Origin of the sequence: Castellaniella caeni NBRC 101664, assembly GCF_001592225.1 — a bacterium.
Classification (GTDB): domain Bacteria; phylum Pseudomonadota; class Gammaproteobacteria; order Burkholderiales; family Burkholderiaceae_B; genus Castellaniella; species Castellaniella caeni.
Genome location: NZ_BCWN01000012.1, coordinates 33,297 through 55,707, shown reverse-complemented (window position 1 = coordinate 55,707; position 22,411 = coordinate 33,297). Strand labels below are relative to the sequence as shown.

The following is a 22,411-nucleotide window of genomic DNA, read 5'->3' as shown; positions in this document are numbered from 1 at the left end:
TTTTGTAGGGCGGTTTAGAGAAAGGCGTGGACGGCGTGCGTCTCGAAACTGGCCCAGACGCGTTCGCCCTGGGTCAGGTGGGTGATGATGGGGGCCCCAAAGGGCAGGCGCACCGACAGGTCTTCTCCCTGGTCGGTTTGCGTGCTCACTTCGACGGTGTTGCCCAGGAAGGTCATGTCGCGCACCGTGACCGGCAGGCAGCGCTCGCCCGGCGTCTGCTGCAGGGACAGGCGCTCGGGCCGCAGCAGCAAGGTAGCCTGACCGGCCCCCGCCTTGCCCTGCACCGGGATGTCGTCGAGCACGATGTCGCCGCACACCGACAGCCGGGCCGTCTGGCCGTGCTGCGACAGCACGCGGGCCTCGAGAAAATTGCTGTCGCCGATGAAGCCCGCAACGAAGCGGGTGGCGGGCTGGGCATAGAGTGACTGCCCGGTGCCGGTCTGTTCGATGCGCCCCTGGCTGAAGACCGAGATGCGGTCGGACAGCCGCAGTGCTTCTTCCTGGTCGTGGGTTACGTACAGGATGGTGACGCCCGTTTCCTGGTGAATGCGGCGGATTTCGAGCTGGATTTCCTCGCGCAGTTTCTTGTCGAGCGCCGAGAGAGGCTCATCCATCAGCAGGACGGGCGGGTTGTACACCAGCGCCCGGGCGATGGCGACCCGTTGTTGCTGGCCCCCTGACATGAGCGACGGCATACGCTGCGCGAGGTCTTCCAGGTGCACCAGCTTGAGGGCCGCCTGCACTCGGTCGTCGATCTCGGACTTTGCGCAGCGCCGCACGCGCAGCGGGAAGGCCACGTTTTCGGCGACGCTCAGGTGCGGAAACAGGGTGTAGCGCTGAAACACCATGCCGATGTTGCGCTGGTGCGGCGGCGTGGACAGCAGGCTCTTGCCGTTGAGCAGGATGTCGCCCTCGGTGGGTTCCTGGAATCCAGCCAGGATGTAGAGCGTAGTGGATTTGCCGGAGCCCGACGGCCCCAGGAAAGTCATGAACTCGCCCTGGGCGATGTCCAGCGTGACGTCGTGGATGGCCGTGAACGAGCCGAAGTCTTTGCGCAGGTTGCGGATGCTGAGGAATGGCTGGGTCATTGTTTGCTCCCTTTGCGGAACACGAACGGAAGGATCATCAGGACGAGGGTGAAGACCATGAGGAGGGTCGAGACGGCGGCAACGACGGGGGTGAGATCCTGTCTGAGCGTGGTCCAGATCTTGACGGGCAGGGTCTGCAGGGTGGGGCTGGACATGAAGATGGCCAGCACCACCTCGTCCCAGGAGGCGAGAAACGAGAAGATGGCCGCGGCGAACAGCCCGTGGCTGATGGCCGGGACGGTGATGCGCAGCCTGGCTTCCCAGGGGCTGGCGCCGCACAGGATCGCCGCGTCTTCGATCGAGCGGTCGAAGCCGTCCAGCGCGCCGCCGATGGACAGGATGGAGAAGGGCAGCGCGATCAGCAGGTGGGCGATGACGAACCCCACCGTGGTGCCCGCCAGCCCCAGCTTGAGAAACAGGGCGTAGAGCGCAACGGCCAGCACGATCACCGGCAGGATCATCGGCGTGAGGAACAGGGCGCGCAGCGCGCGCTTGCCCGCGAAATCACCGCGGCTCAGGCCCAGGGCGGTGAGAAACCCCAGCACGACGGACAGGATCGTGACGATGACGGCGATCTTCAGGCTGGTGAGCGCGGAAAAGAACCAGCGCGCATCGGCGAAAAGTTCGCCATACCACTTGAACGTCCAGGAGGGCGGAGGAAAGATCAGCCACTGGGACGAGCCAAACGAGAGCGCCGCGATGAACAGGATGGGCAGGATCAGAAACAGCAGGACGAGGATGGCGAAGGCGACCAGTACGTAGCGCAGCGCCCCCAGGCGGTTGAAGTCGAGCAACATGATTCACCTCTTGCCGTGAGCCGTGAAGAAATTCAGCTGGACGAAATACAGCCCCAGCGTGACGACCAGCAGCACGAAGGCCGTGGCCCCGCCCAGGCCCCACTTCACCAGGGACTGCACCAGCTGGGCGATCAGTTCGGCCAGCATCATGCTGGATGCGCCGCCCAGCAGGGCGGGCGTGACGAAATAGCCCAGCGACATGACGAACACCATGAGCGCGCCCGCAGCGATGCCGGGCAGCGAGAGCGGCAGCAGCACGCGGCTGAAGCACTGCCACCGGTTGGCGCCGCACAGGGCCGCCGCGCGCAGCGTGGCCGCGTCGATCGAACGGATGACGCCGATCAGCGGCAGGATGATGAAGGGCAGCATGATGTAGGTCATGCCGATCGACACGCCGGTGATGTTGTTCACCAGGGCCAGGGGCTGGTCGATGATGCCCAGGCTCAGCAGCACCTTGTTGATGACGCCCGTGCGCTGCAGCAGCACCATCCAGGCGTAGGTGCGCGCCAGCAGGTTGATCCACATCGAGAGCACGATCACCGCGAGGAAGATCGCCGACCATTTGCGCGGCATGATGGCCAGCAGCCAGGCCACCGGGAAGCCAATGAGGACGGACAGGATCGTCACGATGCCGGCGACCATGAAGGTGTTCAGGAAGATGCGCAGGTAGGTCGTCGAGCCAAAGAGCGTGGCGTAGTTTTCCAGGCCCACCGTGGGTTCGAGCACGCTGCGCAGCAGCAGCATCGCGACGGGCACGATGAAAAAGAGGACGACCAGGATCAGCGTGGGCGTGATGTGCCGCAGCGGCGCGCTGAGCAGCGGCCGACGGCGCGTGACAATACCGGGCGCCGGAGCAACGGCTGTGTATGGAGCCATTTGGGTTACCTTGTCTCTGAGAGGGGGCCGCTGGAGCGGCCTCTTGTCGTGTGAATTGCCAGGCGGATCAGCGCGCCTGCCACGCATACCAGCGCGTGGCGATGTCGTCACGGTGCTGGGCCCAGTACTGCAGGTCGGCGTTCACCTGGGTTGCGGCCTGCGCGTCGGGCAGCGTTTCGCGCACCGCCTGGGGCATCAGGGCCGGCGCGTCCAGGTTGGTGGGCGCGTAGCCGGTCAGCTCGGCGAACTTGGCCTGGGACGCCGGGCTGGTGGCGAAGGCGATGAACTTCATGGCCGCCGCCTTGTTCGCCACCCCTTTGGGCACGACGAGCATGTCGGCGGCGGTGATGTTCTGGTTCCACGAGGTTTCCACGTGGACGCCCGTCTGCGTCAGCGCCGTCAGCCGACCGTTCCAGAAAAAGCCGTAGGGGGTTTCCGCCGAGGCCAGCAGCTGTTGCGATTGCGCGCCGCTGCTCCACCACACGATGCTGGACTTGATGGTGTCCAGCTTCTTGAAGGCCCGATCCAGATCCAGCGGATAGAGCTTGTCGGGGGCCACGCCGTCGGCCAGCAAGGCGGCCTCGATCACCCCCGGGGCCGACCATTTGTAGAACGTGCGCTTGCCGGGGAATGCCTTCAGGTCGAAGAGTTCGGCCCAGGTCTTGGGGCAGGCCTTGACGGCGTCCTTGTTGCAGCCGATCACGAACGAGTAGTAGAAGCTGCCAACCGAATAATCCGTGACGAAGCGGGGGTCGAGCCGGCTCTTGTCGATGATGGAGAAGTCCAGTTTTTCCAGTAGGCCGTCGTTGCCCGCCTTGACGGCGTAGTCCCCTTCGGCGTCCACCACGTCCCAGGTGACGGCTCCGGCCTCGACCATGGCCTTGATCTTGCCGTAGTCGGTGGGGCCGTCTTGCAGCACCTTGACGTGGTCGGCCTGGCTGAAACCGTCCGCCCAGACGCTTTTTTGTGCGTCCTGGGTCGTGCCGCCCCAGGAGGTGAATACCATGGCCGGTTCGGCGGCCAGGGCGCCGGTGCTGCCGATCAGGGCCAGGATGCCCAGTGTCGTCTTCAGATTCATTGCTTGTCTCCGCCTTGCAGGGTCAGGGTTTGTCGTTGCTGGTGCCACCCACGGGGGAGAAGGCGGCGGCCCGCATGATCTTGTTGTTGCCGCTGACGATGAGGTCGCGGATCTTGGGCAGGAAGGCCTGCCATTGCGGGTCGGCCGCCAGCGCGGCGCGGCGCGCCTGCCGGTCGTCCAGGCTGGCATAGCCCCAGATGTGGACGATCTCGTTGAGCGGGCCGATTTCCGAGTGGAAGTAGGCCACGAGGTGCCCCAGGTGGCGCTGCTGGATGGCGATCCCCTCGTCGCCAATAGCCTGGAGATAGGCGGGAACGCCGCCGTTCTTGAGCTGGTAGGTGCGGACTTCGTAGAGCATGGCTTACCTCATCACGAAAGGGTCGGGAAACGGGGCGTCCGAGGTGTTGAGCCAGACGGTCTTGGTACGCGTGTAGTCCAGCGCGGCGGCGAGCCCGCCTTCGCGCCCGTGGCCGGACAGGCCATAGCCGCCGAACGGCGCGATCGGCGAGACCGCGCGGTAGGTGTTCACCCAGACCACGCCCGCGTGGATGCGCCGGATCAGTCGGTGGGCGCGCCCCAGGTTCTGCGTGAAGACCCCCGAGGCCAGGCCGTAGCGCGTGGCGTTGGCACGCGTCACGGCCTCGTCCTCGTCCTGGAACGCGTTCACGGACAGCACGGGGCCGAACAGCTCCGTCTGCGCCGAGGGCGACTGGATGCCGTCGCAGTCCAGGATCGTGGGCGGGTAGTAGTAGCCGCCGCCCGCGATCTCGTGCGCGCCCGTCACCACCTTGGCGCCGGCGGCGATGGACTGTTCCACGACCGCGCGGATGGCGTCGCGCTGGCGCTGGGTGCACAGCGGCCCGACTTCCGTGTCGCGCGACAGCGGGCTGCCGATGCGGATCGCTTCGGCCTTGGCCTTGAGCAGCTGCAGGAAGCGGTCCTTGATCGAGGCCTCGACCAGCAGGCGCGAACCCGCCACGCAGCTTTGGCCGGTGGCCGCGAAGATGCCCGCCACCTGCGCGTTGGCCGCGCTTTCGAGGTCGGCGTCGGCAAAGACGATGAAGGGCGACTTGCCGCCCAGTTCCAGCGAGGTGCTGGCCAGGTTTTCCGCCGAGTTGCGCACGACGTGGGCCGCCGTGCCCGGGCCGCCCGTGAAAGCGATGTGAGCGACGCCCGGGTGGCTGGTCAGTGGGCTGCCGCAGCTGGGGCCAAAGCCAGTGATGACGTTGACGACCCCGGCGGGAAAGCCCGCCTCGTGCACCAGCCGGGCGAATTCCAGCAGGGGAGCCGGAGCCTCTTCCGAGGCCTTGAGCACCAGGGTGCAGCCCGCGGCCAGCGCCGGGCCGAGCTTGACGGCCGAGAGGAACAATTGGCTGTTCCAGGGGACGACGGCGGCGACGACGCCCACGGGCTCGCGCAGCGTCCAGACGTCCATGTCGGCTTTGTCGATGGGCAGCGTGGCGCCCTCGATCTTGTCGGCCAGGCCGACGTAGTAGCGGTAGTAGTCCGCCACGTAGGCGATCTGCGCCGACGTTTCGCGGATGACTTTCCCGGTGTCGCGCGTTTCCAGTTCGGCCAGCCGTGGCGCGTTTTGCTGTACGAGCTCGGCCAGCCGGTACAGCAGCTTGCCGCGTGCCGTGGCGCTCATCCGCGCCCAGGGCCCCGTGTGCAGCGCCTGCTGCGCGGCGCGCACGGCCCGGTCGACGTCGGCTTCGCGGGCCTCGGGCATGGTGGCCCAGACTTCACCGGTGGCCGGATCGCGCGATTCAAATTGCGCGCTGCCGGCGTCGAAGGCCCCATCGATGTATTGCTGAAAGACTTGCATGGCTACCTCACTGGAATGCGGGCATGACGTCGCGGATGAAGCGCTCCAGTGAGGCCTTCTTGCGCTCGAAACTCATGCCGCTGTCGATCCAGACGGCGTATTCGTCGTAGCCCAGTGCCTCGTAGTGCTTCAGGCGGCCGATGACGTCCTGCGCCGTGCCCACGGGCAGGTTGCTGCGCATCACCTCGGGTGACAGCGTGGCGTTTGCCGCCAGCTCTTCGGGCGTCAGTCGTTGGATGAGCGCCTGGCTGATGGGGCGTTCGTTCTTGAACCAGGCGAAGAAGTAGTTGTAGTAGACGCTCAGCTCGTGCGCGGCCTGCTCGATGTCCGCCGCGTCGCTGCCCACGTAGGTGTGCTGCAGCAGCATGATTTTGGGCCGCTCGACCTGGGGGTGCTTCTGGCAGGCGTCGTTGAAGCGCTGCATCAGACTATCGATTTCGGGGTCGCCGTTCCACAGCGGTGTGCATTGCACGTTGCAGCCGTTGGCGACGGCGAACTCGTGGCTGTTCGGATCCCGGGCGGCAATCCACAGCGGGGGATGCGGTTGCTGCAGGGGCTTGGGTGCCGAGGTCGTCTTGGGAAACTTCCAGAATTCGCCGTCGTGCGCGTAATCGCCCGCCCAGAGCTTCTGTACGGCTGGAATCAGTTCGCGCATGCGCTGGCCCGCCGTCCAGGCGTCCAGGCCGGGCATGAGCCGCTCGTATTCGAAGTTGTAGGCACCGCGCGCGATGCCGATTTCCAGGCGGCCATCGGTGACGATGTCCGTCATGGCGGCTTCGCCCGCAAGCTTGATGGGGTGCCAGAACGGCGCCACGACCGTCCCTGTGCCCAGCCGGACGTGCTCGGTGCGGCGCGCGAGGTCGGCCAGGTTGATGAACGGATTGGGGGCGATGGTGAAGCCCATGGCGTGGTGTTCGCCCGTCCAGACGGCGTGCATGCCGCCTCGGTCGGCGATCTGGCACAGGGCGATGAACTCTTCATAGAGTTCCTGGTCGGTCTGGTGCGCGTCCAGTCGTTCCATGTGGACGAATAGTGAAAGTTTCATGACGGTTCCCTTTGTGCTGCCGCCACGTGGACGTGGCCGGTGTCTTGATTGCCGAAATAAATGCCGAAATTGCCCAGCGTGCTTTCCTGGCCGTAGCGCTTGACGATGTCGCGCACCGCGCTGTCGCGGATGCGTTCCAGGGGCGGGCGTTCGGCGGGAAAGAGCGTGCCGCAGGCGCCGTGCGGGTCGGCGATCCCCGCGCGGTACACCACGTGCTGCAGGCCGGTGTCCGTGTCTTCGTAGACGGAGTACAGGAAACCGATTTGCGGCTCGGTGCCCAGGCAAGTCTGCAGCCGCGCTTTGAAGACGTCCATGCCTTCGGTTTCCGTCTTCTCGACGAAGGGGATGGTGAGCCCGCCCGCGCCGTCGTCGACCAGAAAAATCTGTCCCTGGTACTCGGCGACCACGCCCAGCATGAGGGGGTTGTCCACCTTGGAGAGCAGTTGTTTTTCCGTCAGCGTGGGCGTGAAATAGCCGCCGCGGGCGTAGCCCAGGCCGCGCTTGCCGCTGTTGCCGAAGTGTTCCACGCGGCCGATCAGCACGAGGTGGTCGCCCGCGTCGATCACCGAATGGTTGGCGCAGTCGAACCAGGCCGCCACGTCGGTGAAGATCGGCGACCCCAGCGGGCCGTTTTGCCACTGGACGGTGCCGAAGCGATCCGCCACCGGGCGGGCGAACGTGTTGGATATTTCTTTCTGTCGATCCGACAGGATGTTGATGGCGAAACCTTGGGCCTGCTTGAACGTGGGCGCGTTGCGCGATGTCTTGGCCAGGCATACCAGCAGCAGGGGCGGATCCAGCGATACGCTGGTGAAGCTGTTGGCGGTGAAGCCGACGGGTTCGCGGGCTTCGTTGTGCGTCGTGACGACGGTGACGCCCGTGAGAAAGGCGCCGAAGGCGTCGCGCAGCTCTCTTGCATCCAGATTCATGTGGGTCTCCTCCGGGGGGTTCAGCTGGCGGACAGCCAGTGCTGGAGCGCGTGATCGACCTGTTCGGGCGCGGTCAGATTTACCATGTGACGGTGTCCCTGGATGACGACGGCCTGCCCCTTGGGCGTGGCCGCGGCCATGGCGTCGGCCATCGCGGCGGTGGAGTTGTGGTCGTCGCTGCCGGTGAGAAACAGGGCGGGGCAGCGCACTGCGGGCCAGCAGTCCGAGTACACGGCGTCGCCTTCGGCAAAGGCGTGGTAGGCGGTGGCGTAGCCCGCCGGGTTGACGCTGGCCAGCAGGTCGTGCACCAGTTCGTAGGTGGCGCTGTGTGTGTCGGTGGCGTCGAACCAGCGCGCCAGCGGCGCAAACGGGTCGAAGCGCCCCGAGCCGATCTGCTCAGCGCGGGTCTTGACGGCCTCGCGCGCCGCGTCGGTGCGCCGGTAGACGCCGTTCAGCAGTGCCACCCGGCGCACCTTCTCGGGCGCCGTGGCGACGATGCCGGACGCGATCAGCGCCCCCATGGAATGGCCCACCACGTTGGCCGTGCCGATGTCCAGCTCGCGCAGGAAGTGGTCGAACCAGGCGACGAAGTCCGGCAGCCGGGCGGCATCTTCCAGCAGGGCCGATTCGCCGTGCCCGGGCAGGTCGACGGCCACGACGCGATGTGCTTTGGAGAGCTGTTCGAGCTGGGGCGTCCAGGCCTCGATGCGCATGCCGACCCCGTGGATGAGGATGGTCGTCTCATCGCCCTTGCCGAGATCGACAAAGGCGGTGCCTGTGCGAGTTTTAGACCGCGGCAGGGTTTTCAGCATCGTTGCCAAGCTCCTTCAAGTCTTGATAGCGGTCGCCGATCCGGTGGTGCGGCTGCCCGCCGATCGAGGCGCCCAGCGCGATGAGGATCTCGTCGGCGGCGGGCGCGTCGGCAACCGCCGTCTGGATCGTCAGGTAGTGCGAGCGGCGCCCGACGTCGTTCTTGTCCATCAGGGGGATCAGGACGGGCGCGTTGGCCGGACCGCGCGTATTGCAGAAAGAGAGGTACGACTTGGCCTTGACGGCGGAACGGTACAGGTTGCCAAAGCGCAGCGTGTGGATGATGGCCGAGGCGTGCTCGATTTCGCCGTCCAGGCCCACGATGGCGGCCTTGCCATAGGCTTCCACCGCGTCGCCCGAACCTGCGGTGTCGATGATCATCTGGGTGAGCACTTGGCCGACGACGGGGGCGACGGCGTGGATTTCGGGCTTGAGGTCTTCGACGAAGCCGCGGCCCGCCCAGGGGTTCTTGATGACGGCGATGGCCGAGATGAGCTTGGTGGGCGTGGGGGCCTCTTTGCCGCCTTCGATGAGGATGGTTTCGACGTTCAGCAGGGTTTTACGAATGTGGGGCGTCATGCGCTACTCCTTGTAAGTTGGTATTAGCGTATGATGGTATACCAATGAAAGTCAATGCGTGATTCGAGCGGCGCACGGGTCTGGATGGGAGAATGCTTGCTGCGCAAGATGAATCGTGGCTTTGACGGCACGCGATAAGCGACTGTTTTGCAAGAATTATTATTGTCTTTTGAAATACGGCTGGCTTGAAGTCTAAGGATTTACCCTAGGCTTTACCATTTCAGGCAGGAAGACCAGAGGAACTGATCGTCATGAGCACCAAAGAAGCAGATTTCCTGCGCATCGAGACGCCCCCGACCACCTTGCGGGAAATGGCGCTGGATCGCATGCGGCGCGCCATCATCAGCGGCGTATTCGAGCCTGGCGAACGCCTGGTCGAGCGTTCATTGTGCGATCAGCTGGGGGTGTCGCGTTCGGTGATCCGCGAGGTGATCCGTCATCTCGAGGCCGAGGGCCTGATCGAGATGCTGCAGCGCCAGGGGCCGATCGTGGCCAGCCTGAGCTGGGATGACGCCCGCCAGATTTACGAGATCCGCGCCATGCTAGAGGCCAAGGCCGTGGCCGACTGCGCGCAGGGGGCCGATGCGGCGGTCAAGGCCGCCTTGACCCAGGCCTTTGCCGCCTTGCAGGCGGCCTCGCAGGGGGCCGACCCCATGGCGATCATCGACGCCACCACGACGTTCTACCAGGTGATCTTCCAGGCCGGCCACAACACCATGGCCTGGGAAATCGTCACGCGGCTCAATAGCCGCATTTCGCGGCTGCGGGTCATGACCCTGTCCACCAGCGGGCGCACGCGCTCGGGCCCGCAGCAGCTGAAGCTGATTTTCGACGCCATCCAGGCGGGCGACCCGCAGGCCGCGGCCGCCGCCTGCCGCGCGCACGTGGCCGCCGCGGCGCAGATCGCGCACCAGGTGCTGCTGCAAGAGGCGGCCGTTCCTGCTTAGCCAGTGATGGCCGCGCGTCAGGCGGGAGCGGCCCCTGGCGGCGTGCCTGGCCTAGTGGATGCGCATGCCCGGCTGCGCGCCCTCGAAGGGTTCGAGCACGTAGATGCCGGGCTGGGCTTTTTCGTCGGCGTGGCTGGCGGCCAGCACCATGCCTTCGGATACGCCAAAGCGCATCTTGCGCGGGGCCAGGTTGGCCACCATCACCGTCAGCTTGCCGGTCAGGTCGGCGGGCTTGTACATCGATTTGATGCCGGAAAACACCTGACGCAGGCGGCCCTCGCCCACATCCAGCGACAGGCGCAGCAGTTTGTCGGAACCTTCGACCTCGGTGCATTCGACGATGCGCGCGATGCGCAGGTCGATGCGGGCGAAATCTTTGATGTCGATGGTGTCGGCGATGGGCTCGCCGCCGGGCACCGTGGCGGGGGCTTCGGGCGGCTCGAACAGGGCCTCGAGCTGGGCCGGGTCTACGCGCTGCATCAGGTGCTTGAAGGCGCTGATGTGCTGCGGCAGGTCGTCGGCGTCGGCCCAGACGTAGTCTTGCGTGCGGCCAAAGAGTTCGTGCGCCACGCGCCGGGTGAGCGCGGGCAGCACCGGGGCGAGCATCACGGACAGTGCCTGGAAGCCCGCCAGGGCGCGCGAGCAGATGTCCTGCAAGGCGGCCTTTTGCGCGGGCTCGGCCTGCGCCAGACCCTTGGCCAGCACCCAGGGCTGGGCGGCGTCGAAAGCCTGGTTGATCTTGTCGGCCAGGGCCATGATGCGGCGCACGGCGCGGCCGTATTCGCGCGCTTCGAAGTCGGCCCGCACCTCGGCGGCGCAGGCGCGCAGTTCGGCGCGCAGCAGTTCGGTGTCGCCCGCGTAGCCCAGGGCGCCGTCGAAGTGGCGGGTGATGAAGGTGGCGGCCCGGCTGGCAATGTTGACGTACTTGCCGATGAGGTCGCTGTTGACGCGGGCGATGAAGTCGTCCGGGTTGAAGTCGAGGTCTTCGACGTGGCCGTTGAGCTTGGCGGCGATGTAGTAGCGCAGCCATTCGGCGTCCATGCCGATGTCGAGGTAGCGCAGCGGCGAGATGCCCGTGCCGCGGCTCTTGGACATTTTTTCGCCGCTGACCGTGATGAAACCGTGCACGTGCAGCATGTCGGGCACCTTGCGGCCCGAGAACTTCAGCATGGCGGGCCAGAACAGGGCGTGAAAGTAGACGATGTCCTTGCCGATGAAGTGCACCTGCTCGGTGGCGCTGTCGGGGGCCAGCAGCGCGTCGTAGTCCAGCCCCTGTTTTTTGCAGTAGGCCTTGAGCGATGCCAGGTAGCCGACGGGGGCGTCGAGCCACACGTAGAAGTACTTGCCCGGCGCGTCCGGGATGGGGATGCCGAAGTAGGGCTCGTCGCGCGAGATGTCCCAGTCGGCCAGGTTGGCCTCGGCGCCTTCGCTGGTGCCCAGCCATTCGCGCGTCTTGCCCAGCACCTCGGATTGCAGGCGCGGCGTGCCGTCGGCGCGGCGGCTGTTCGTCCATTCTTGCAGGAAGGCCACGCAGCGCGAATCGGACAGGCGAAAGAAGAAGTGCTCGGAGCTGCGCAGCACGGGCCGCGCCTTGGTGAGCGTGGAATAGGGTTCGATGAGTTCGGTGGGGCTGTAGACCGCCCCGCAGACCTCGCAGGAGTCGCCATACTGGTCTTTGGCGTGGCAGCGCGGGCACTCGCCCTTGATGTAGCGGTCGGGCAGGAACATGCCCTTGATGGGGTCGTAGAACTGCTCGATCTCGCGGCTGTCGATGAAGCCCGCCGCCTTCAGCGCGCGGTAGATGTCCTGGGACAGCTCGACGTTCTCGGTGGAATCGGTGCTGTGCCAGTGGTCGAAGCGGACGTGAAAGCCATTGAGGTACTTGGGCCGCTCGTTGGCGTAGCGGGCCACCAGCGCCTGGGGCGTGATGCCCTCGGCCTGCGCCTTGAGCATGATGGGCGCCCCGTGGGCGTCGTCCGCACCGACGAAATGCACCGTGTGGCCCGCCATGCGCATGCTGCGCACCCAGGTGTCCGCCTGGATGTATTCCATGATATGGCCAATGTGAAAAGACCCATTGGCGTAGGGCAGGGCAGTGGTGACGAAGATCGTGCGCGGCATGGCTGACAGAGTAAGGGCGAAAAGCTCTGATTCTAGCAGTCCGCGCGTTGACAAGCCGTCGCGGGCTTCAGGGGCCGTCAGGGAATTTCGCGCATTTCGATGTCGGTGACGTCCTGGCGGCGCGGGGTGTCGGTGCGCGCCCAGGCGCCTGGTCGCGGCGGCATGGTCGGACGGCGGCGCTCGGCCCAGTAGGCCTTCACGCCGAAGGGCCTGCCTTGCAGGCGGGCCACGATGTACAGCACGCCGATGGCCAGCACGGTGGATGCCATGAAGACCAGTGCCATGATCAGGCCGAAGAAGGCCAGAACCAGGAAAAGGGCGGCGCGCAGGGTTTGCTGGATGATGTTCATGAGAGTGGGACTCCTGGGGCCGGAAAAAGTTGCAGGCGTGGTGCGGGTTGCCCGCGCGGTGTGGGAAGCGGCAGTCGTCGTGCGTCGGTGCGTAGCCGGGTGCCGGTGTTCATATTGGGGGCAATCTGCAGATTTCCAGGGGAATCCGCTATGCTTGTGGTTTCGATTCTTTTCATCAGGGCCCCTCCATGAGCACCACTTCCCAGGACGTTCGCCAGGTCTTGTCACGGGTCATCAACCCCGATACGCGCAAGACCCTGGCGGTGACAGAACCCGAACTGCAGGTCGCGGCCACGGGCGATGCCTTCGATATCACTGTAACCCTGGGCTATCCCTTATTCAATGGCGAGCAGGCTTTGCGCGAGGCCATCCAGACCGCGCTTGCCGCTGCGCAGATTCGCCTGGGCAGCCTGCAGTTCCAGTCGAAGATTGCCACCCACGCCGTGCAGCGCGGCCTGCGCCCGCTGGACAGCGTGCGCAACGTCATCGCCGTGGCCTCGGGCAAGGGCGGCGTGGGCAAGAGCACCACGTCCGTCAACCTGGCCCTGGCGCTGCATGCCCAGGGCGCGCGCGTGGGCCTGCTCGATGCCGACATCTACGGCCCCAGCGTGCCCATCATGCTGGGCCTGTCGGGCAAGCCCAAGAGCACCGATGGCAAGAGCATGGAACCGCTCGTCGGCCACGGCCTGCAGGCCAATTCCATCGGTTTTCTCATGGATGACGACGGCCCCGCCATCTGGCGCGGCCCCATGGTCACCCAGGCGCTGACCCAGCTGCTGTCGCTTACAAATTGGGACAATCTGGATTATCTGATTGTGGACATGCCTCCCGGAACAGGCGATATTGCGCTCACCATGGCGCAAAAGGTGCCGCTCACGGGGGCCATCATCGTCACGACCCCGCAAGACCTTGCCCTGGCCGATGCCCGCAAGGGTCTGATCATGTTCCAGAAGGTGGATGTCCCGGTGCTGGGAATCGTTGAAAACATGTCGGTGCACGTGTGTTCCAACTGTGGCCACGTCGAACCCATTTTTGGCAAGGATGGCGGCCGCCAGCTGGCCGCCACCTATCACCTGCCGTGGCTGGGGGGGCTGCCCCTGCAGCTCGACATCCGCGAAGAAACCGATTCCGGCCGCCCCAGCGTCGTGGCCTCGCCCAATGGCAAGGCGGCGCAGCTGTACCACGAGATCGCCCACCAGCTGGCCGTGCACGTGGCGGGCCAGCCGCTGGATGATTCAGGAACACGTCCTCGCGTCGTGGCCCGTCCCGTCTGATGCCCCAGGGGGTTCTGGCTTCGGCGGGTGACTCCTGGCGTGCCGCGTTGCGCCGCGCCAGGGGCCGCCGCCGGGCGCCGGGGCTCTGCGGGCGCACGCTGCGCTTTCATCTCTGCTTTCGCGCCTGGCGCCTGGCCCTGTGCGGCTCGGGCCTGTTCTTGTGCGGCCCGGCGCTGGCGGCGCCCCCCGAGGTCATCATCGACCCGGGCGGCGCGCCCCCCAAGGTGCTGCAGGCCATCACCGAGGCGGTGGGCAACATCACCCGCCTGGCGGACGACCAGGATGTGCGCGAGGTGGGCCGCCTGCGGCGCCGCGCCTGGGATGCCGCGCAGGCGGCCTTGCAGACGCAGGGCTATTTTTCCTCGACCGTCACACTCGACGTCGCCGAAGGCGCACCCAATGGCGGCGAGTTCTGGGACATCACGATCGAACCGGGGGTGCGCGCCCGAGTGCGCCAGCTGGGCCTGGATTTTCGTGGCGCGCTGGCGGGCGAGCACTATGCCGCGCGGCGCGCGGCGCTGAAGAAAAACTGGCTGCTCAAGCCGGGCATGCCCTTCATCAACGACGACTGGAGCACGGCCAAGTCCGGCCTGCTGGATGCCGTGGGGGCGCGGGATTTCTACTTCGCGCGCCTCGATCCCACCCGGGCCGCGGTCGATCCCCAGACCGCGCAGGCCGACCTGTCGGTCACCGTCGATAGCGGCCCGCCCGTGCGCCTGGGCGCGCTGCAGGTGCTGGGCCTCAAGCGCGTGCCCGAGTCTCTGATCCGGCGCTACGTGCGCTATGCGCCGGGCGACGCCTACGACCAGGCGCAGCTGGCCGAGTGGCAGCAGGCTTTGCAGTCCACCGCCTTTTTCCGCGGGGCTTTCGTCACGCTGGTGGACGGCACCCAGCCTGCCGGGCAGGGCGATGCCGCCGCGCCGCCCAGTGCGCCCGGGGCGGAGGCCGCGCCGCTGCGCCCCACGGGCGATGCGCCCGTCACCTTGCCGGTACGCGTGCAGGTCACCGAGGCGCCCGCCCGCTACTTCAGCAGCTCCATCGGTGCCGACAGCGACCACGGGGTGCGGGTCGAGGGGTTGTACCGGCAAAACGTCGTCTACGGCCTGCCCATCTGGACGGAAACCGGGGCCGGGGTCGATCTGGATCGGCAGCGCGCCTTCTTCGACGTGCATTTGCCGCCCACCCTTGATGGCAGCCAGGACAGCGTGGGCGTGCTGTACGACCATTCGGACATCGAGGGCCTCGAGAACAGCCGCACCGGCTTTGGCTGGAAGCGCCGCCAGGAACGCAAGGGCGCGGGCCACAGCCGGGTCGAATACGAAGTCAGCTGGGCCGCGCTCGTGGCCTACGACAAGACGCGCATCGACAACGCCTATCGCTACGAGGTGCCCAGCTGGGCCGCCACCTGGCAGTGGCTGCGGCGCGACGTCAATGCCAAGTACGACCCGCGCGAGGGCAATCTGGTCGAGTTCGGCCTGGGGGTGGGCACGACGCTCGACGATGGCAAGGCCTTTTATCGCAGCAGCCTGCGCGCCCAGCAGTGGTGGCCCGTGGGCGAGCGCGATGTTGTCACGATCCGCGGCGAGATCGGCAAGGTGTGGTCCAAGACCGACCGCCTGCCACAAGATTTCTCCTGGCGCACGGGCGGTTCGCGCACCATCCGCGGCTACCGCTACCAGAGCATCGGCCTCGAACGGGGCGACGCCATCATCGGCGCACCCGTGCTGGGCATCCTCAGCGCTGAATACACCCACTATTTCACCGAGCTGCTGGGGGCCAACGTCTTCATCGACGCGGGTGACGCCGCGCCATCCTTCGGGCAGTTCGACTGGCACCTGGGCTATGGCGCGGGCGTGGCGGTGCGCACGCCCGCCGGGCCCTTCAATGTCGATGTAGCCTGGGCGCAGAAAGACCGGCGCCTGCGACTGCAGTTTTCCTTGGGGATCGCGTTTTGAGCGGCCTGCGGCAACTGGGGCGCGGCCTGCGGCGCGGCTGGCGCATCGTCTGGCTGTGGTGCCTGCCGCCGCTGGTGCTGACCTTGATGCTGCTGCTGGGCCTGGCCTGGTGGTGCGTCGCCAGCGCACCGGGCACGCGCTGGCTGCTCGAGACCGTGGCCGAACAACTCGACGGCCAGGCGCATGGCGTGCGCGGCTCCATCAGCCGGGGTGTGTACGTCGATGGGCTGACGCTGTCGCTGTCCGGTACTACGGTTCGCGTGGTGGGCCTGCACCTGAAGACCCTGTGGCCAGAACTCTGGCAACGCCGCCTGCACATCAACGATCTGTCGGCGGTGCGCGTGGACGTGGCGGTGCGCCCCACGCCGCCCCAGCCCGCCACCGTGGCCGAGCCTTTCCAGATGCCCGCCTTGCCCATCGGCCTGCGCATCGACCGTCTCGCCCTGGGCGGGCTGGGCGTGTATACCCAGGGCAATGCTTTACCGGTGGAGTTGCTGTCGGTTTCCACGGCCCTGACGTTGGACGCGCACACGGCCACGCTGGCGCTGGATCAGCTGCAGGTGGCGCATGGCGACACCCTGCTCACGGCCAATGGCAACCTGGCCTTGCGCGGGCTGGCCGCGCCCTGGCCTTTCGAGCTCAATCTGCACGGTACGGCGCAGGATCGCAGCGCGCAGTCGCCCGTGTGTCTCCAGCGCCTGCTGCAAGGGCCCGGCCAGAGCGCGCCCGCGCCCGCCGTGCGGGGCAAGCCGGCCCGGGCTGCTCAGGCCGTCCAGGCGGCGGAGCCGCCCGCTGCGGCCGCCGAGGCGGCGTGCCGGGTCGATCTGGACGTGCGGGTGGCGGGGACGCTCGACGCCCTGCGGGTGCGGGCCAATGCCCACGGCCAGGGGCTGACGCTCGAAGCCGAGGCCGAGGCTTTTCCGCAGCGGCCTTTCCCGCTGGGGGCGGCACAGCTTGCCTTGACGCTGCCGGATCAGTCAGGCCTGACGCTGCAGGTACAGCCGGGCAAGGCGGGCGACGATGGCCTGCGCCCGGTGCGCGCCGCGTTCGAAGCGCGCAAGCTCGTCCTGAACCCCTGGCTGCCCAAGGCGCTGGGCGCCAGCCGCTTCGATCTCGCGGGCGAGCTGCAGCTGCGCCTGACACCCGATCAACAGGTGCAGGACGCCGGCTTCAAGCTCACCATCAATCCGGGTAGCCAGTGGAACGGCCAGGCCCTGCAGGGGCACGTGGCGTTGGCCGAGGCGGCCCGCGTGCAAGGGCCGCTGCTGGATGCGGGCGCGCCGTTCGAATTCCTGCCGGTCTTGCTGCGCGGGCTGGACGTGGCCCTCGATCTGGGGCGCGACCGCGTGCGCCTGGCGGGCGAGGTGTCGGCGGCACAAAGCCGCCTGAAGCTGGACGCCGAGCTGCCCGCCTTGGCGGCCCTGTGGCCCGGCCTCCCGGGCGCCGCCCAGCTGACCCTGGGGCTGGACGGCTCTTTGGCGCAGCACAAGCTGGCTGTGCAAGGGCGCTTCGTGCCCGCCGATTCGCGCGCGGGGGTGCCTGGCCTGGCCCCCGTCGAGGCCCAGCTGGACTTGACGGGCGGCTGGTCGGACGCCGCGGGCTGGCAGGCGCGCCTGAACGAGGTGCAGCTGCGTCACGCCGGTCTGCAGCTGCGCAACCAGGGGGGTATTCCGCTGGCGCTGGGGCCGGCGCCCGCCATATCGCCCGCCGCCGCGCCGCGCCCCTGGCGCTGGCAGGTGGGCAAGGCCGTGCTGGACGTGCTGCTGGACGGCCAGTCGCTGCTGCAAATCCAGCATCAGGGTTCCGAAGGCCAGGCGGGTCAGTGGCAGAGCAAGGGGCGTATCGATCCCCTGGTCGTCACGCCGCAGCGCATCACCGACCTCCAGGCCTGGCTGGGACGCGGTGGCGCCCAGGCGGGCGGCGTGCACACGGCGCTCTCCGAGCAGGCGCGCCGCAGCCAGCTGCGTCTGCGTCTGGACTGGGCCCTGGCCTTCGCCAAGACGCTGAGCGGCGACGTGCGGCTCGAACGGCTGGATGGCGACCTGACGGTGCCGGGCGACGTGCCCATCCAGCTGCACCTGCAGCAGGCCAGCCTGGCGCTGGCGATACGTCCCGCCGCCGCGCTGACCAGCCGGGCGGCGCTCGACCTGCAGGTGGTGACCAAAGACATGGGGCGCCTGCGCGTGCGCGCCGAGACGCCCATCCATGCAAGCGAACAGGGCGGCCTGAGCGTGCATCCCCAGGACGTCAAGCAGGTGCACGTCGAGGCCCAGTCCGAAGACCTGTCCTGGGTCAATCTTTTTCTGGGCGGCGCGGCCGAAATCGGCGGCACGGTGCACGCCGACATCCAGGGGCGCAGCCGGGCCGATGGCACGTGGAGCTTCACCGGCCCCCTGCGCGGCGAAGGCCTGCGCGTCCTCATGGTGGATCAGGGCGTGCGCCTGCTGGACGGCACCTTGCAGGCGCGTTTTGACGGCATGCGGGTGGTGCTCGAACGGCTGCATTTTCCCGCCGTGCGCCGCGTCACCCCCAAAGAATGGCGCACCGCCACCTGGGTGACCGAAAACCCGGACGCCCAGAACGGCGGGCTCGACCTCAGCGGCCAGTGGGACGTGCTCACCCAGCAGGGCGACGTCACGATCGGCTTTCGCCGCTACCCGATCTTGCAGCGGGCCGACCGCTACGCCATGATCAGCGGCGATCTGCGCGTGCAGGCCTCGCTGCCGCGCATCGACCTGTCGGGCAAGATCGTGGCCGATGCCGGCTGGTTCGACCTCGAAATGCTCAGCAACATCCCGGCGCTGGACGGCGACGTGGTGGTGCTCAAGCCGGGCGAGAAGACCCCGGCGCCCGCAGCGACGCCGCTGGACGTGCGGGCCGATCTGTCCGTTGACCTGGGGCCGCGCTTTTATCTCACCGGCTTTGGCCTGGATTCAGGCCTGACGGGCGCCCTGGACTTGAGCTTGCGCGCGGGCAAATTGACCGCGCTGGGGGCCTTGCACACGCGGGGCGGCGCCATCGACGCCTACGGCCAGCACCTGCAGCTGCGCCGGGGCACCGTCACCTTCCAGGGCGACATCGCCAACCCGGTGCTGGACATCCAGGCCTTGCGCACGGACGTGGCCGTGCAGGCCGGGGTGCAGGTCGTGGGCACGGCGCGCCATCCACGCATCGATCTGGTGTCGCGCCCCGAGGTCAGCGAGACCGAGAAGCTCACCTGGCTGCTGCTGGGGCACGGGCCGGACGAGGCGGGCGGCGACATGTCGCTGCTGTTTTCGGTGGGCAGCTCGTTTCTGTCGGGCGGCGAGCCGTTCTACAAGCGCTTCGGCCTGGATGAGCTGAGCATGCGCTCGGGCGAGCTGGGCAGCACCGGCAGCATCCTGCCGGTCGAGAGCGTGGTCAGCGGCCTGGACACGGGGGCGAGCCCCATCGAACAGCGTTTCGTGATGGCCAGCAAGACCCTGAGCGAGAAGCTCAAGGTCAGCCTTGAGCAGGCCCTGGCGCAGACGGGCACCGTGGCGCGGCTCAGTTATCGCCTGATGCGCGGCCTGCAGGCGGAGATGACGGTCGGCACCGTCAGCGGCCTGGCGCTGGTGTATCGCTGGCTGTCGGTGGATTGACCCGCGTTTTCTCTTAAAATACCGCAACACTGAACCGAGGGCCCCCATGACCATCAAGAACGACCGCTGGATCCGCCAGGCTGCGCAGGCCGGCATGATCGAACCCTTCGAGCCGGGGCAGGTGCGTGCGGTCAATGGCCAGAAGATCGTCAGCTATGGCACCAGCAGCTACGGCTACGACGTGCGCTGTGCCCGCGAATTCAAGATTTTCACCAACATCAACTCGTCCGTTGTCGACCCCAAGGCCTTCGACGAGCGCTCATTCGTCGATTTCGTGGGGGACGTGTGCATCATTCCGCCCAACTCCTTTGCGCTGGCGCGCACGGTCGAATACTTTCGCATCCCGCGCTCGGTGCTCACCGTGTGCCTGGGCAAGAGCACCTATGCGCGCTGCGGCATCATCGTCAACGTCACGCCGCTCGAACCCGAATGGGAAGGCCACGTCACGCTCGAGTTTTCCAACACCACCCCCTTGCCCGCCAAGATCTACGCGGGCGAAGGCTGTGCCCAGATGCTGTTCTTTGAGAGCGACGAAGTCTGCGAGACCTCGTACGCCGACCGGGGCGGCAAGTACCAGGGCCAGCAGGGGGTCACGCTGCCGCGCACCTGACGGCGTGCCGCAATCCCAGCCCGCCGCGCGTCCCACCCGCCGGTGCGTCGTTTGCAACACGTCGGCGCGTTCTGAATCTTAAAAAATCCTCCGGCACGCCCGCGTGCCGAGGTGTTTCGGGCCGACCCCATGGCCCTTACGGTGAATGCCATGAAATTTCGCTTCCCCATCGTCATCATCGATGAAGACTACCGCTCTGAGAATGCGTCGGGCTTCGGTATCCGCGCCCTGGCCTCGGCCATCGAGGCCGAGGGCGTCGAGGTGCTGGGCGTCACCAGTTATGGCGATCTCAGCTCGTTTGCCCAACAGCAAAGCCGCGCGAGCGCCTTCATCCTGTCGATCGACGACGAAGAGTTCGACGAAGACTCGCCGGAAGATGTGGCCAACGCCATCAAGAACCTGCGCGCCTTCATCGGCGAGTTGCGCTTTCGCAACGAAGACATCCCCATCTACCTGTATGGCGAGACGCGCACCTCGCAGCACATCCCCAATGACATCCTGCGCGAGCTGCACGGCTTCATCCACATGTTCGAGGACACGCCCGAGTTCGTCGCGCGCCACATCATCCGCGAAGCGCGCGCCTACCTCGACAGCCTGGCGCCGCCGTTTTTCCGCGAGCTGCTCGACTACGCGTCCGATGGCTCGTATTCGTGGCACTGCCCCGGGCACTCGGGCGGCGTGGCGTTTCTGAAGAGCCCGGTGGGGCAGATGTTTCACCAGTTCTTCGGCGAGAACATGCTGCGCGCCGACGTCTGCAACGCCGTGGACGAGCTGGGCCAGCTGCTGGATCACACCGGGCCGGTGGCCGAATCCGAAAAGAACGCCGCGCGCATCTTTCATGCCGACCACTGCTTTTTCGTCACCAACGGCACGTCCACATCCAACAAGATCGTCTGGCACGCCAACGTGGCGGCGGGCGACGTGGTGGTGGTGGATCGCAACTGCCACAAGTCCATCCTGCACGCCATCACCATGACGGGTGCGATCCCGGTGTTTTTGCGCCCCACGCGCAACCACCTGGGCATCATCGGGCCTATCCCGTTGGAAGAGTTCGACCCGGAAAACATCCGCAAGAAGATCGAGGCCAACCCCTTTGCGCGCGAGGCCGCCAACAAGCGCCCGCGCATCCTGACGCTGACGCAAAGCACCTACGACGGCGTCATCTACAACGTCGAGATGATCAAGGAAAAACTGGGCTCTGAAATCGACACGCTGCACTTTGACGAGGCCTGGCTGCCGCATGCGGCGTTTCACGAGTTCTACGAGGACATGCACGCCATCGGGCCCGACCGACCGCGCAGCCACGACACGATGATCTACGCCACGCACTCCACGCACAAGCTGCTGGCGGGCCTGTCGCAGGCTTCGCAGATCGTGGTGCAGGATTCCGAAACCCGCAAGCTGGACCGCAACCTCTTCAACGAGGCGTTTCTCATGCACACCTCCACCTCGCCGCAGTACGCGATTATTGCGTCTTGCGACGTGGCGGCGGCCATGATGGAACCCCCCGGCGGCACCGCGCTGGTCGAGGAATCCATCCGCGAGGCGCTCGACTTTCGCCGCGCCATGCGCAAGGTCGAATCTGAGTTCGGCAAGAACGACTGGTGGTTCAAAGTCTGGGGCCCCAATCGCCTGGTGGCCGAAGGCATCGGCAACCGCGACGACTGGCTTTTGAATTCGGGCGACGAATGGCACGGCTTTGGCGATCTGGCCGAGGGCTTCAACATGCTCGACCCGATCAAAGCCACGGTGGTGACGCCGGGCCTGGATATTTCCGGCACGTTTGCCGATACCGGCATCCCGGCGGCGCTGGTGTCGCGCTACCTGGTCGAGCACGGCGTGGTGGTCGAGAAGACCGGCCTGTATTCGTTCTTCATTCTGTTCACCATCGGTATCACCAAGGGCCGCTGGAACACGCTGCTCACCGCCTTGCAGCAGTTCAAGGACGACTACGACCGCAACCAGCCGCTGTGGCGCGTGCTGCCCGAGTTCAACCGGGCGCACAAGCGCTACGAGCACATGGGTCTGCGCGACCTGTGCCAGCAGATTCACGAGGCCTACCGCCATTACGACTTTGCGCGCCTGACCACGCAGGTGTACCTGAGCGACATGGAACCCGCCATGCGCCCGGCCGACGCCTATGCGCGCATGGCGCACCGCGAGGTCGAACGTGTGCCTGTCGATCAGCTCGAAGGGCGCGTCACGGGGGTGCTGCTCACGCCGTACCCGCCGGGCATCCCGCTGCTGATTCCCGGCGAGCGCTTCAACCGCGACATCGTCGATTACCTGAAGTTCACGCAAGAGTTCAACCAGCTTTTCCCGGGCTTCGAGACCGACGTGCACGGCCTGGCCTACGAAACCGACGATCGCGGCCAGCGGCGCTATTACGTGGATTGCATCCGGGAGGGCGCCTGAGCGTGCGGGGCGGGCGCCGGTGTCCCGTCATGCCTGCTGTTGCCTGCCGCGCGTATCGTCCTGGCGCCGTCAACGTCCATGAGAATGCCGTC

The 22,411-nt window shown here is 66.7% G+C and carries 18 protein-coding genes; 6 read left to right on the top strand and 12 right to left on the bottom strand.

The features are described 5' to 3' along the window. Positions 1–14: 14 nt before the first annotated feature. From CCA01S_RS09105 to CCA01S_RS09060, 10 genes are all read right to left on the bottom strand, one after another. Positions 15–1,088, bottom strand: a complete 1,074-nt coding sequence (locus CCA01S_RS09105; RefSeq protein WP_066457237.1) for an ABC transporter ATP-binding protein — start codon at positions 1,086–1,088, stop codon at positions 15–17. Continuing rightward, on the bottom strand, positions 1,085–1,885 hold the full coding sequence (locus tag CCA01S_RS09100) for an ABC transporter permease (protein WP_066457235.1): 801 nt from the start codon (positions 1,883–1,885) through the stop codon (positions 1,085–1,087). The genes CCA01S_RS09105 and CCA01S_RS09100 overlap by 4 nt, the downstream gene beginning before the upstream one ends. Before the next feature lie 3 nt (positions 1,886–1,888). Beyond that, positions 1,889–2,761 carry an ABC transporter permease gene (locus CCA01S_RS09095; protein ID WP_066457233.1) on the bottom strand — a complete coding sequence of 291 codons (873 nt, stop codon included), beginning with the start codon at positions 2,759–2,761 and terminating at the stop codon, positions 1,889–1,891. Between the two features lie 67 nt (positions 2,762–2,828). Beyond that, positions 2,829–3,839 (bottom strand): ABC transporter substrate-binding protein, encoded by a 1,011-nt coding sequence (locus tag CCA01S_RS09090; protein WP_066457231.1) that lies wholly within the window; start codon positions 3,837–3,839, stop codon positions 2,829–2,831. Between the two features lie 22 nt (positions 3,840–3,861). Further along, entirely contained in the window at positions 3,862–4,197 is a 336-nt protein-coding gene (locus tag CCA01S_RS09085; protein ID WP_066457229.1) for an NIPSNAP family protein, read from the bottom strand. A 3-nt stretch (positions 4,198–4,200) separates the two neighbouring features. Further along, a complete protein-coding gene (locus tag CCA01S_RS09080; RefSeq protein WP_066457222.1) occupies positions 4,201–5,664 on the bottom strand; it encodes an aldehyde dehydrogenase in 1,464 nt (487 codons plus the stop codon). A 7-nt stretch (positions 5,665–5,671) separates the two neighbouring features. Then, positions 5,672–6,709 (bottom strand): LLM class flavin-dependent oxidoreductase, encoded by a 1,038-nt coding sequence (locus tag CCA01S_RS09075; protein WP_066457219.1) that lies wholly within the window; start codon positions 6,707–6,709, stop codon positions 5,672–5,674. Beyond that, positions 6,706–7,638 carry a flavin reductase family protein gene (locus tag CCA01S_RS16215; RefSeq protein WP_066457216.1) on the bottom strand — a complete coding sequence of 311 codons (933 nt, stop codon included), beginning with the start codon at positions 7,636–7,638 and terminating at the stop codon, positions 6,706–6,708. The genes CCA01S_RS09075 and CCA01S_RS16215 overlap by 4 nt, the downstream gene beginning before the upstream one ends. A 20-nt stretch (positions 7,639–7,658) precedes the next feature. Further along, complete coding sequence (locus CCA01S_RS09065) at positions 7,659–8,450, bottom strand: alpha/beta fold hydrolase (RefSeq protein WP_066457213.1); 792 nt, start codon at positions 8,448–8,450, stop codon at positions 7,659–7,661. Beyond that, complete coding sequence (locus tag CCA01S_RS09060) at positions 8,425–9,027, bottom strand: amino acid synthesis family protein (protein ID WP_066457210.1); 603 nt, start codon at positions 9,025–9,027, stop codon at positions 8,425–8,427. Before CCA01S_RS09060 ends, CCA01S_RS09065 begins: the two co-directional genes overlap by 26 nt. A 251-nt stretch (positions 9,028–9,278) precedes the next feature. Here CCA01S_RS09060 and CCA01S_RS09055 point away from each other — a divergent pair, with 251 nt between their 5' ends. Continuing rightward, positions 9,279–9,974: a GntR family transcriptional regulator gene (locus CCA01S_RS09055; RefSeq protein WP_066457208.1), complete on the top strand. Its 696-nt coding sequence runs from the start codon at positions 9,279–9,281 to the stop codon at positions 9,972–9,974. A gap of 51 nt (positions 9,975–10,025) precedes the next feature. Here CCA01S_RS09055 and metG read toward each other — a convergent pair whose 3' ends face one another. After that, positions 10,026–12,095, bottom strand: coding sequence for a methionine--tRNA ligase (gene metG / locus CCA01S_RS09050; protein ID WP_066457205.1), 2,070 nt, complete (start codon positions 12,093–12,095; stop codon positions 10,026–10,028). 77 nt (positions 12,096–12,172) lie between these two features. After that, entirely contained in the window at positions 12,173–12,445 is a 273-nt protein-coding gene (locus tag CCA01S_RS09045) for a hypothetical protein (protein WP_066457202.1), read from the bottom strand. Between the two features lie 188 nt (positions 12,446–12,633). Between CCA01S_RS09045 and apbC the strand changes: the two genes are divergently transcribed. From apbC to CCA01S_RS09020, 5 genes are all read left to right on the top strand, one after another. Further along, the gene (apbC, locus tag CCA01S_RS09040; protein ID WP_066457200.1) at positions 12,634–13,719 is read left to right on the top strand and encodes an iron-sulfur cluster carrier protein ApbC; all 1,086 of its coding nucleotides are present in this window, start codon (positions 12,634–12,636) and stop codon (positions 13,717–13,719) included. After that, the gene (locus CCA01S_RS09035) at positions 13,719–15,674 is read left to right on the top strand and encodes an autotransporter assembly complex protein TamA (RefSeq protein ID WP_084386638.1); all 1,956 of its coding nucleotides are present in this window, start codon (positions 13,719–13,721) and stop codon (positions 15,672–15,674) included. Before apbC ends, CCA01S_RS09035 begins: the two co-directional genes overlap by 1 nt. After that, positions 15,671–19,294 (top strand): translocation/assembly module TamB domain-containing protein, encoded by a 3,624-nt coding sequence (locus tag CCA01S_RS09030; RefSeq protein ID WP_066457199.1) that lies wholly within the window; start codon positions 15,671–15,673, stop codon positions 19,292–19,294. The genes CCA01S_RS09035 and CCA01S_RS09030 overlap by 4 nt, the downstream gene beginning before the upstream one ends. A 46-nt stretch (positions 19,295–19,340) precedes the next feature. Continuing rightward, positions 19,341–19,904: a dCTP deaminase gene (gene dcd / locus CCA01S_RS09025; protein WP_066457197.1), complete on the top strand. Its 564-nt coding sequence runs from the start codon at positions 19,341–19,343 to the stop codon at positions 19,902–19,904. A 150-nt stretch (positions 19,905–20,054) separates the two neighbouring features. Then, entirely contained in the window at positions 20,055–22,319 is a 2,265-nt protein-coding gene (locus CCA01S_RS09020) for an arginine/lysine/ornithine decarboxylase (protein ID WP_066457367.1), read from the top strand. Positions 22,320–22,411 lie beyond the last annotated feature (92 nt).

Bases quoted from the DNA above. Each gene is read 5' to 3' on its own strand.
- apbC (WP_066457200.1), top strand. From the start codon at position 12,634: ATGAGCACCACTTCCCAGGACGTTCGCCAGGTCTTGTCACGGGTCATC.
- CCA01S_RS09100 (WP_066457235.1), bottom strand. From the start codon at position 1,885: ATGTTGCTCGACTTCAACCGCCTGGGGGCGCTGCGCTACGTACTGGTC.
- CCA01S_RS09035 (WP_084386638.1), top strand. From the start codon at position 13,719: ATGCCCCAGGGGGTTCTGGCTTCGGCGGGTGACTCCTGGCGTGCCGCG.
- CCA01S_RS09080 (WP_066457222.1), bottom strand. From the start codon at position 5,664: ATGCAAGTCTTTCAGCAATACATCGATGGGGCCTTCGACGCCGGCAGC.
- CCA01S_RS09020 (WP_066457367.1), top strand. From the start codon at position 20,055: ATGAAATTTCGCTTCCCCATCGTCATCATCGATGAAGACTACCGCTCT.
- CCA01S_RS09090 (WP_066457231.1), bottom strand. From the start codon at position 3,839: ATGAATCTGAAGACGACACTGGGCATCCTGGCCCTGATCGGCAGCACC.
- CCA01S_RS09055 (WP_066457208.1), top strand. From the start codon at position 9,279: ATGAGCACCAAAGAAGCAGATTTCCTGCGCATCGAGACGCCCCCGACC.
- CCA01S_RS09095 (WP_066457233.1), bottom strand. From the start codon at position 2,761: ATGGCTCCATACACAGCCGTTGCTCCGGCGCCCGGTATTGTCACGCGC.
- CCA01S_RS09045 (WP_066457202.1), bottom strand. From the start codon at position 12,445: ATGAACATCATCCAGCAAACCCTGCGCGCCGCCCTTTTCCTGGTTCTG.
- CCA01S_RS09105 (WP_066457237.1), bottom strand. From the start codon at position 1,088: ATGACCCAGCCATTCCTCAGCATCCGCAACCTGCGCAAAGACTTCGGC.
- CCA01S_RS09060 (WP_066457210.1), bottom strand. From the start codon at position 9,027: ATGACGCCCCACATTCGTAAAACCCTGCTGAACGTCGAAACCATCCTC.
- CCA01S_RS09085 (WP_066457229.1), bottom strand. From the start codon at position 4,197: ATGCTCTACGAAGTCCGCACCTACCAGCTCAAGAACGGCGGCGTTCCC.
- metG (WP_066457205.1), bottom strand. From the start codon at position 12,095: ATGCCGCGCACGATCTTCGTCACCACTGCCCTGCCCTACGCCAATGGG.
- CCA01S_RS09075 (WP_066457219.1), bottom strand. From the start codon at position 6,709: ATGAAACTTTCACTATTCGTCCACATGGAACGACTGGACGCGCACCAG.
- CCA01S_RS09065 (WP_066457213.1), bottom strand. From the start codon at position 8,450: ATGCTGAAAACCCTGCCGCGGTCTAAAACTCGCACAGGCACCGCCTTT.
- CCA01S_RS16215 (WP_066457216.1), bottom strand. From the start codon at position 7,638: ATGAATCTGGATGCAAGAGAGCTGCGCGACGCCTTCGGCGCCTTTCTC.
- dcd (WP_066457197.1), top strand. From the start codon at position 19,341: ATGACCATCAAGAACGACCGCTGGATCCGCCAGGCTGCGCAGGCCGGC.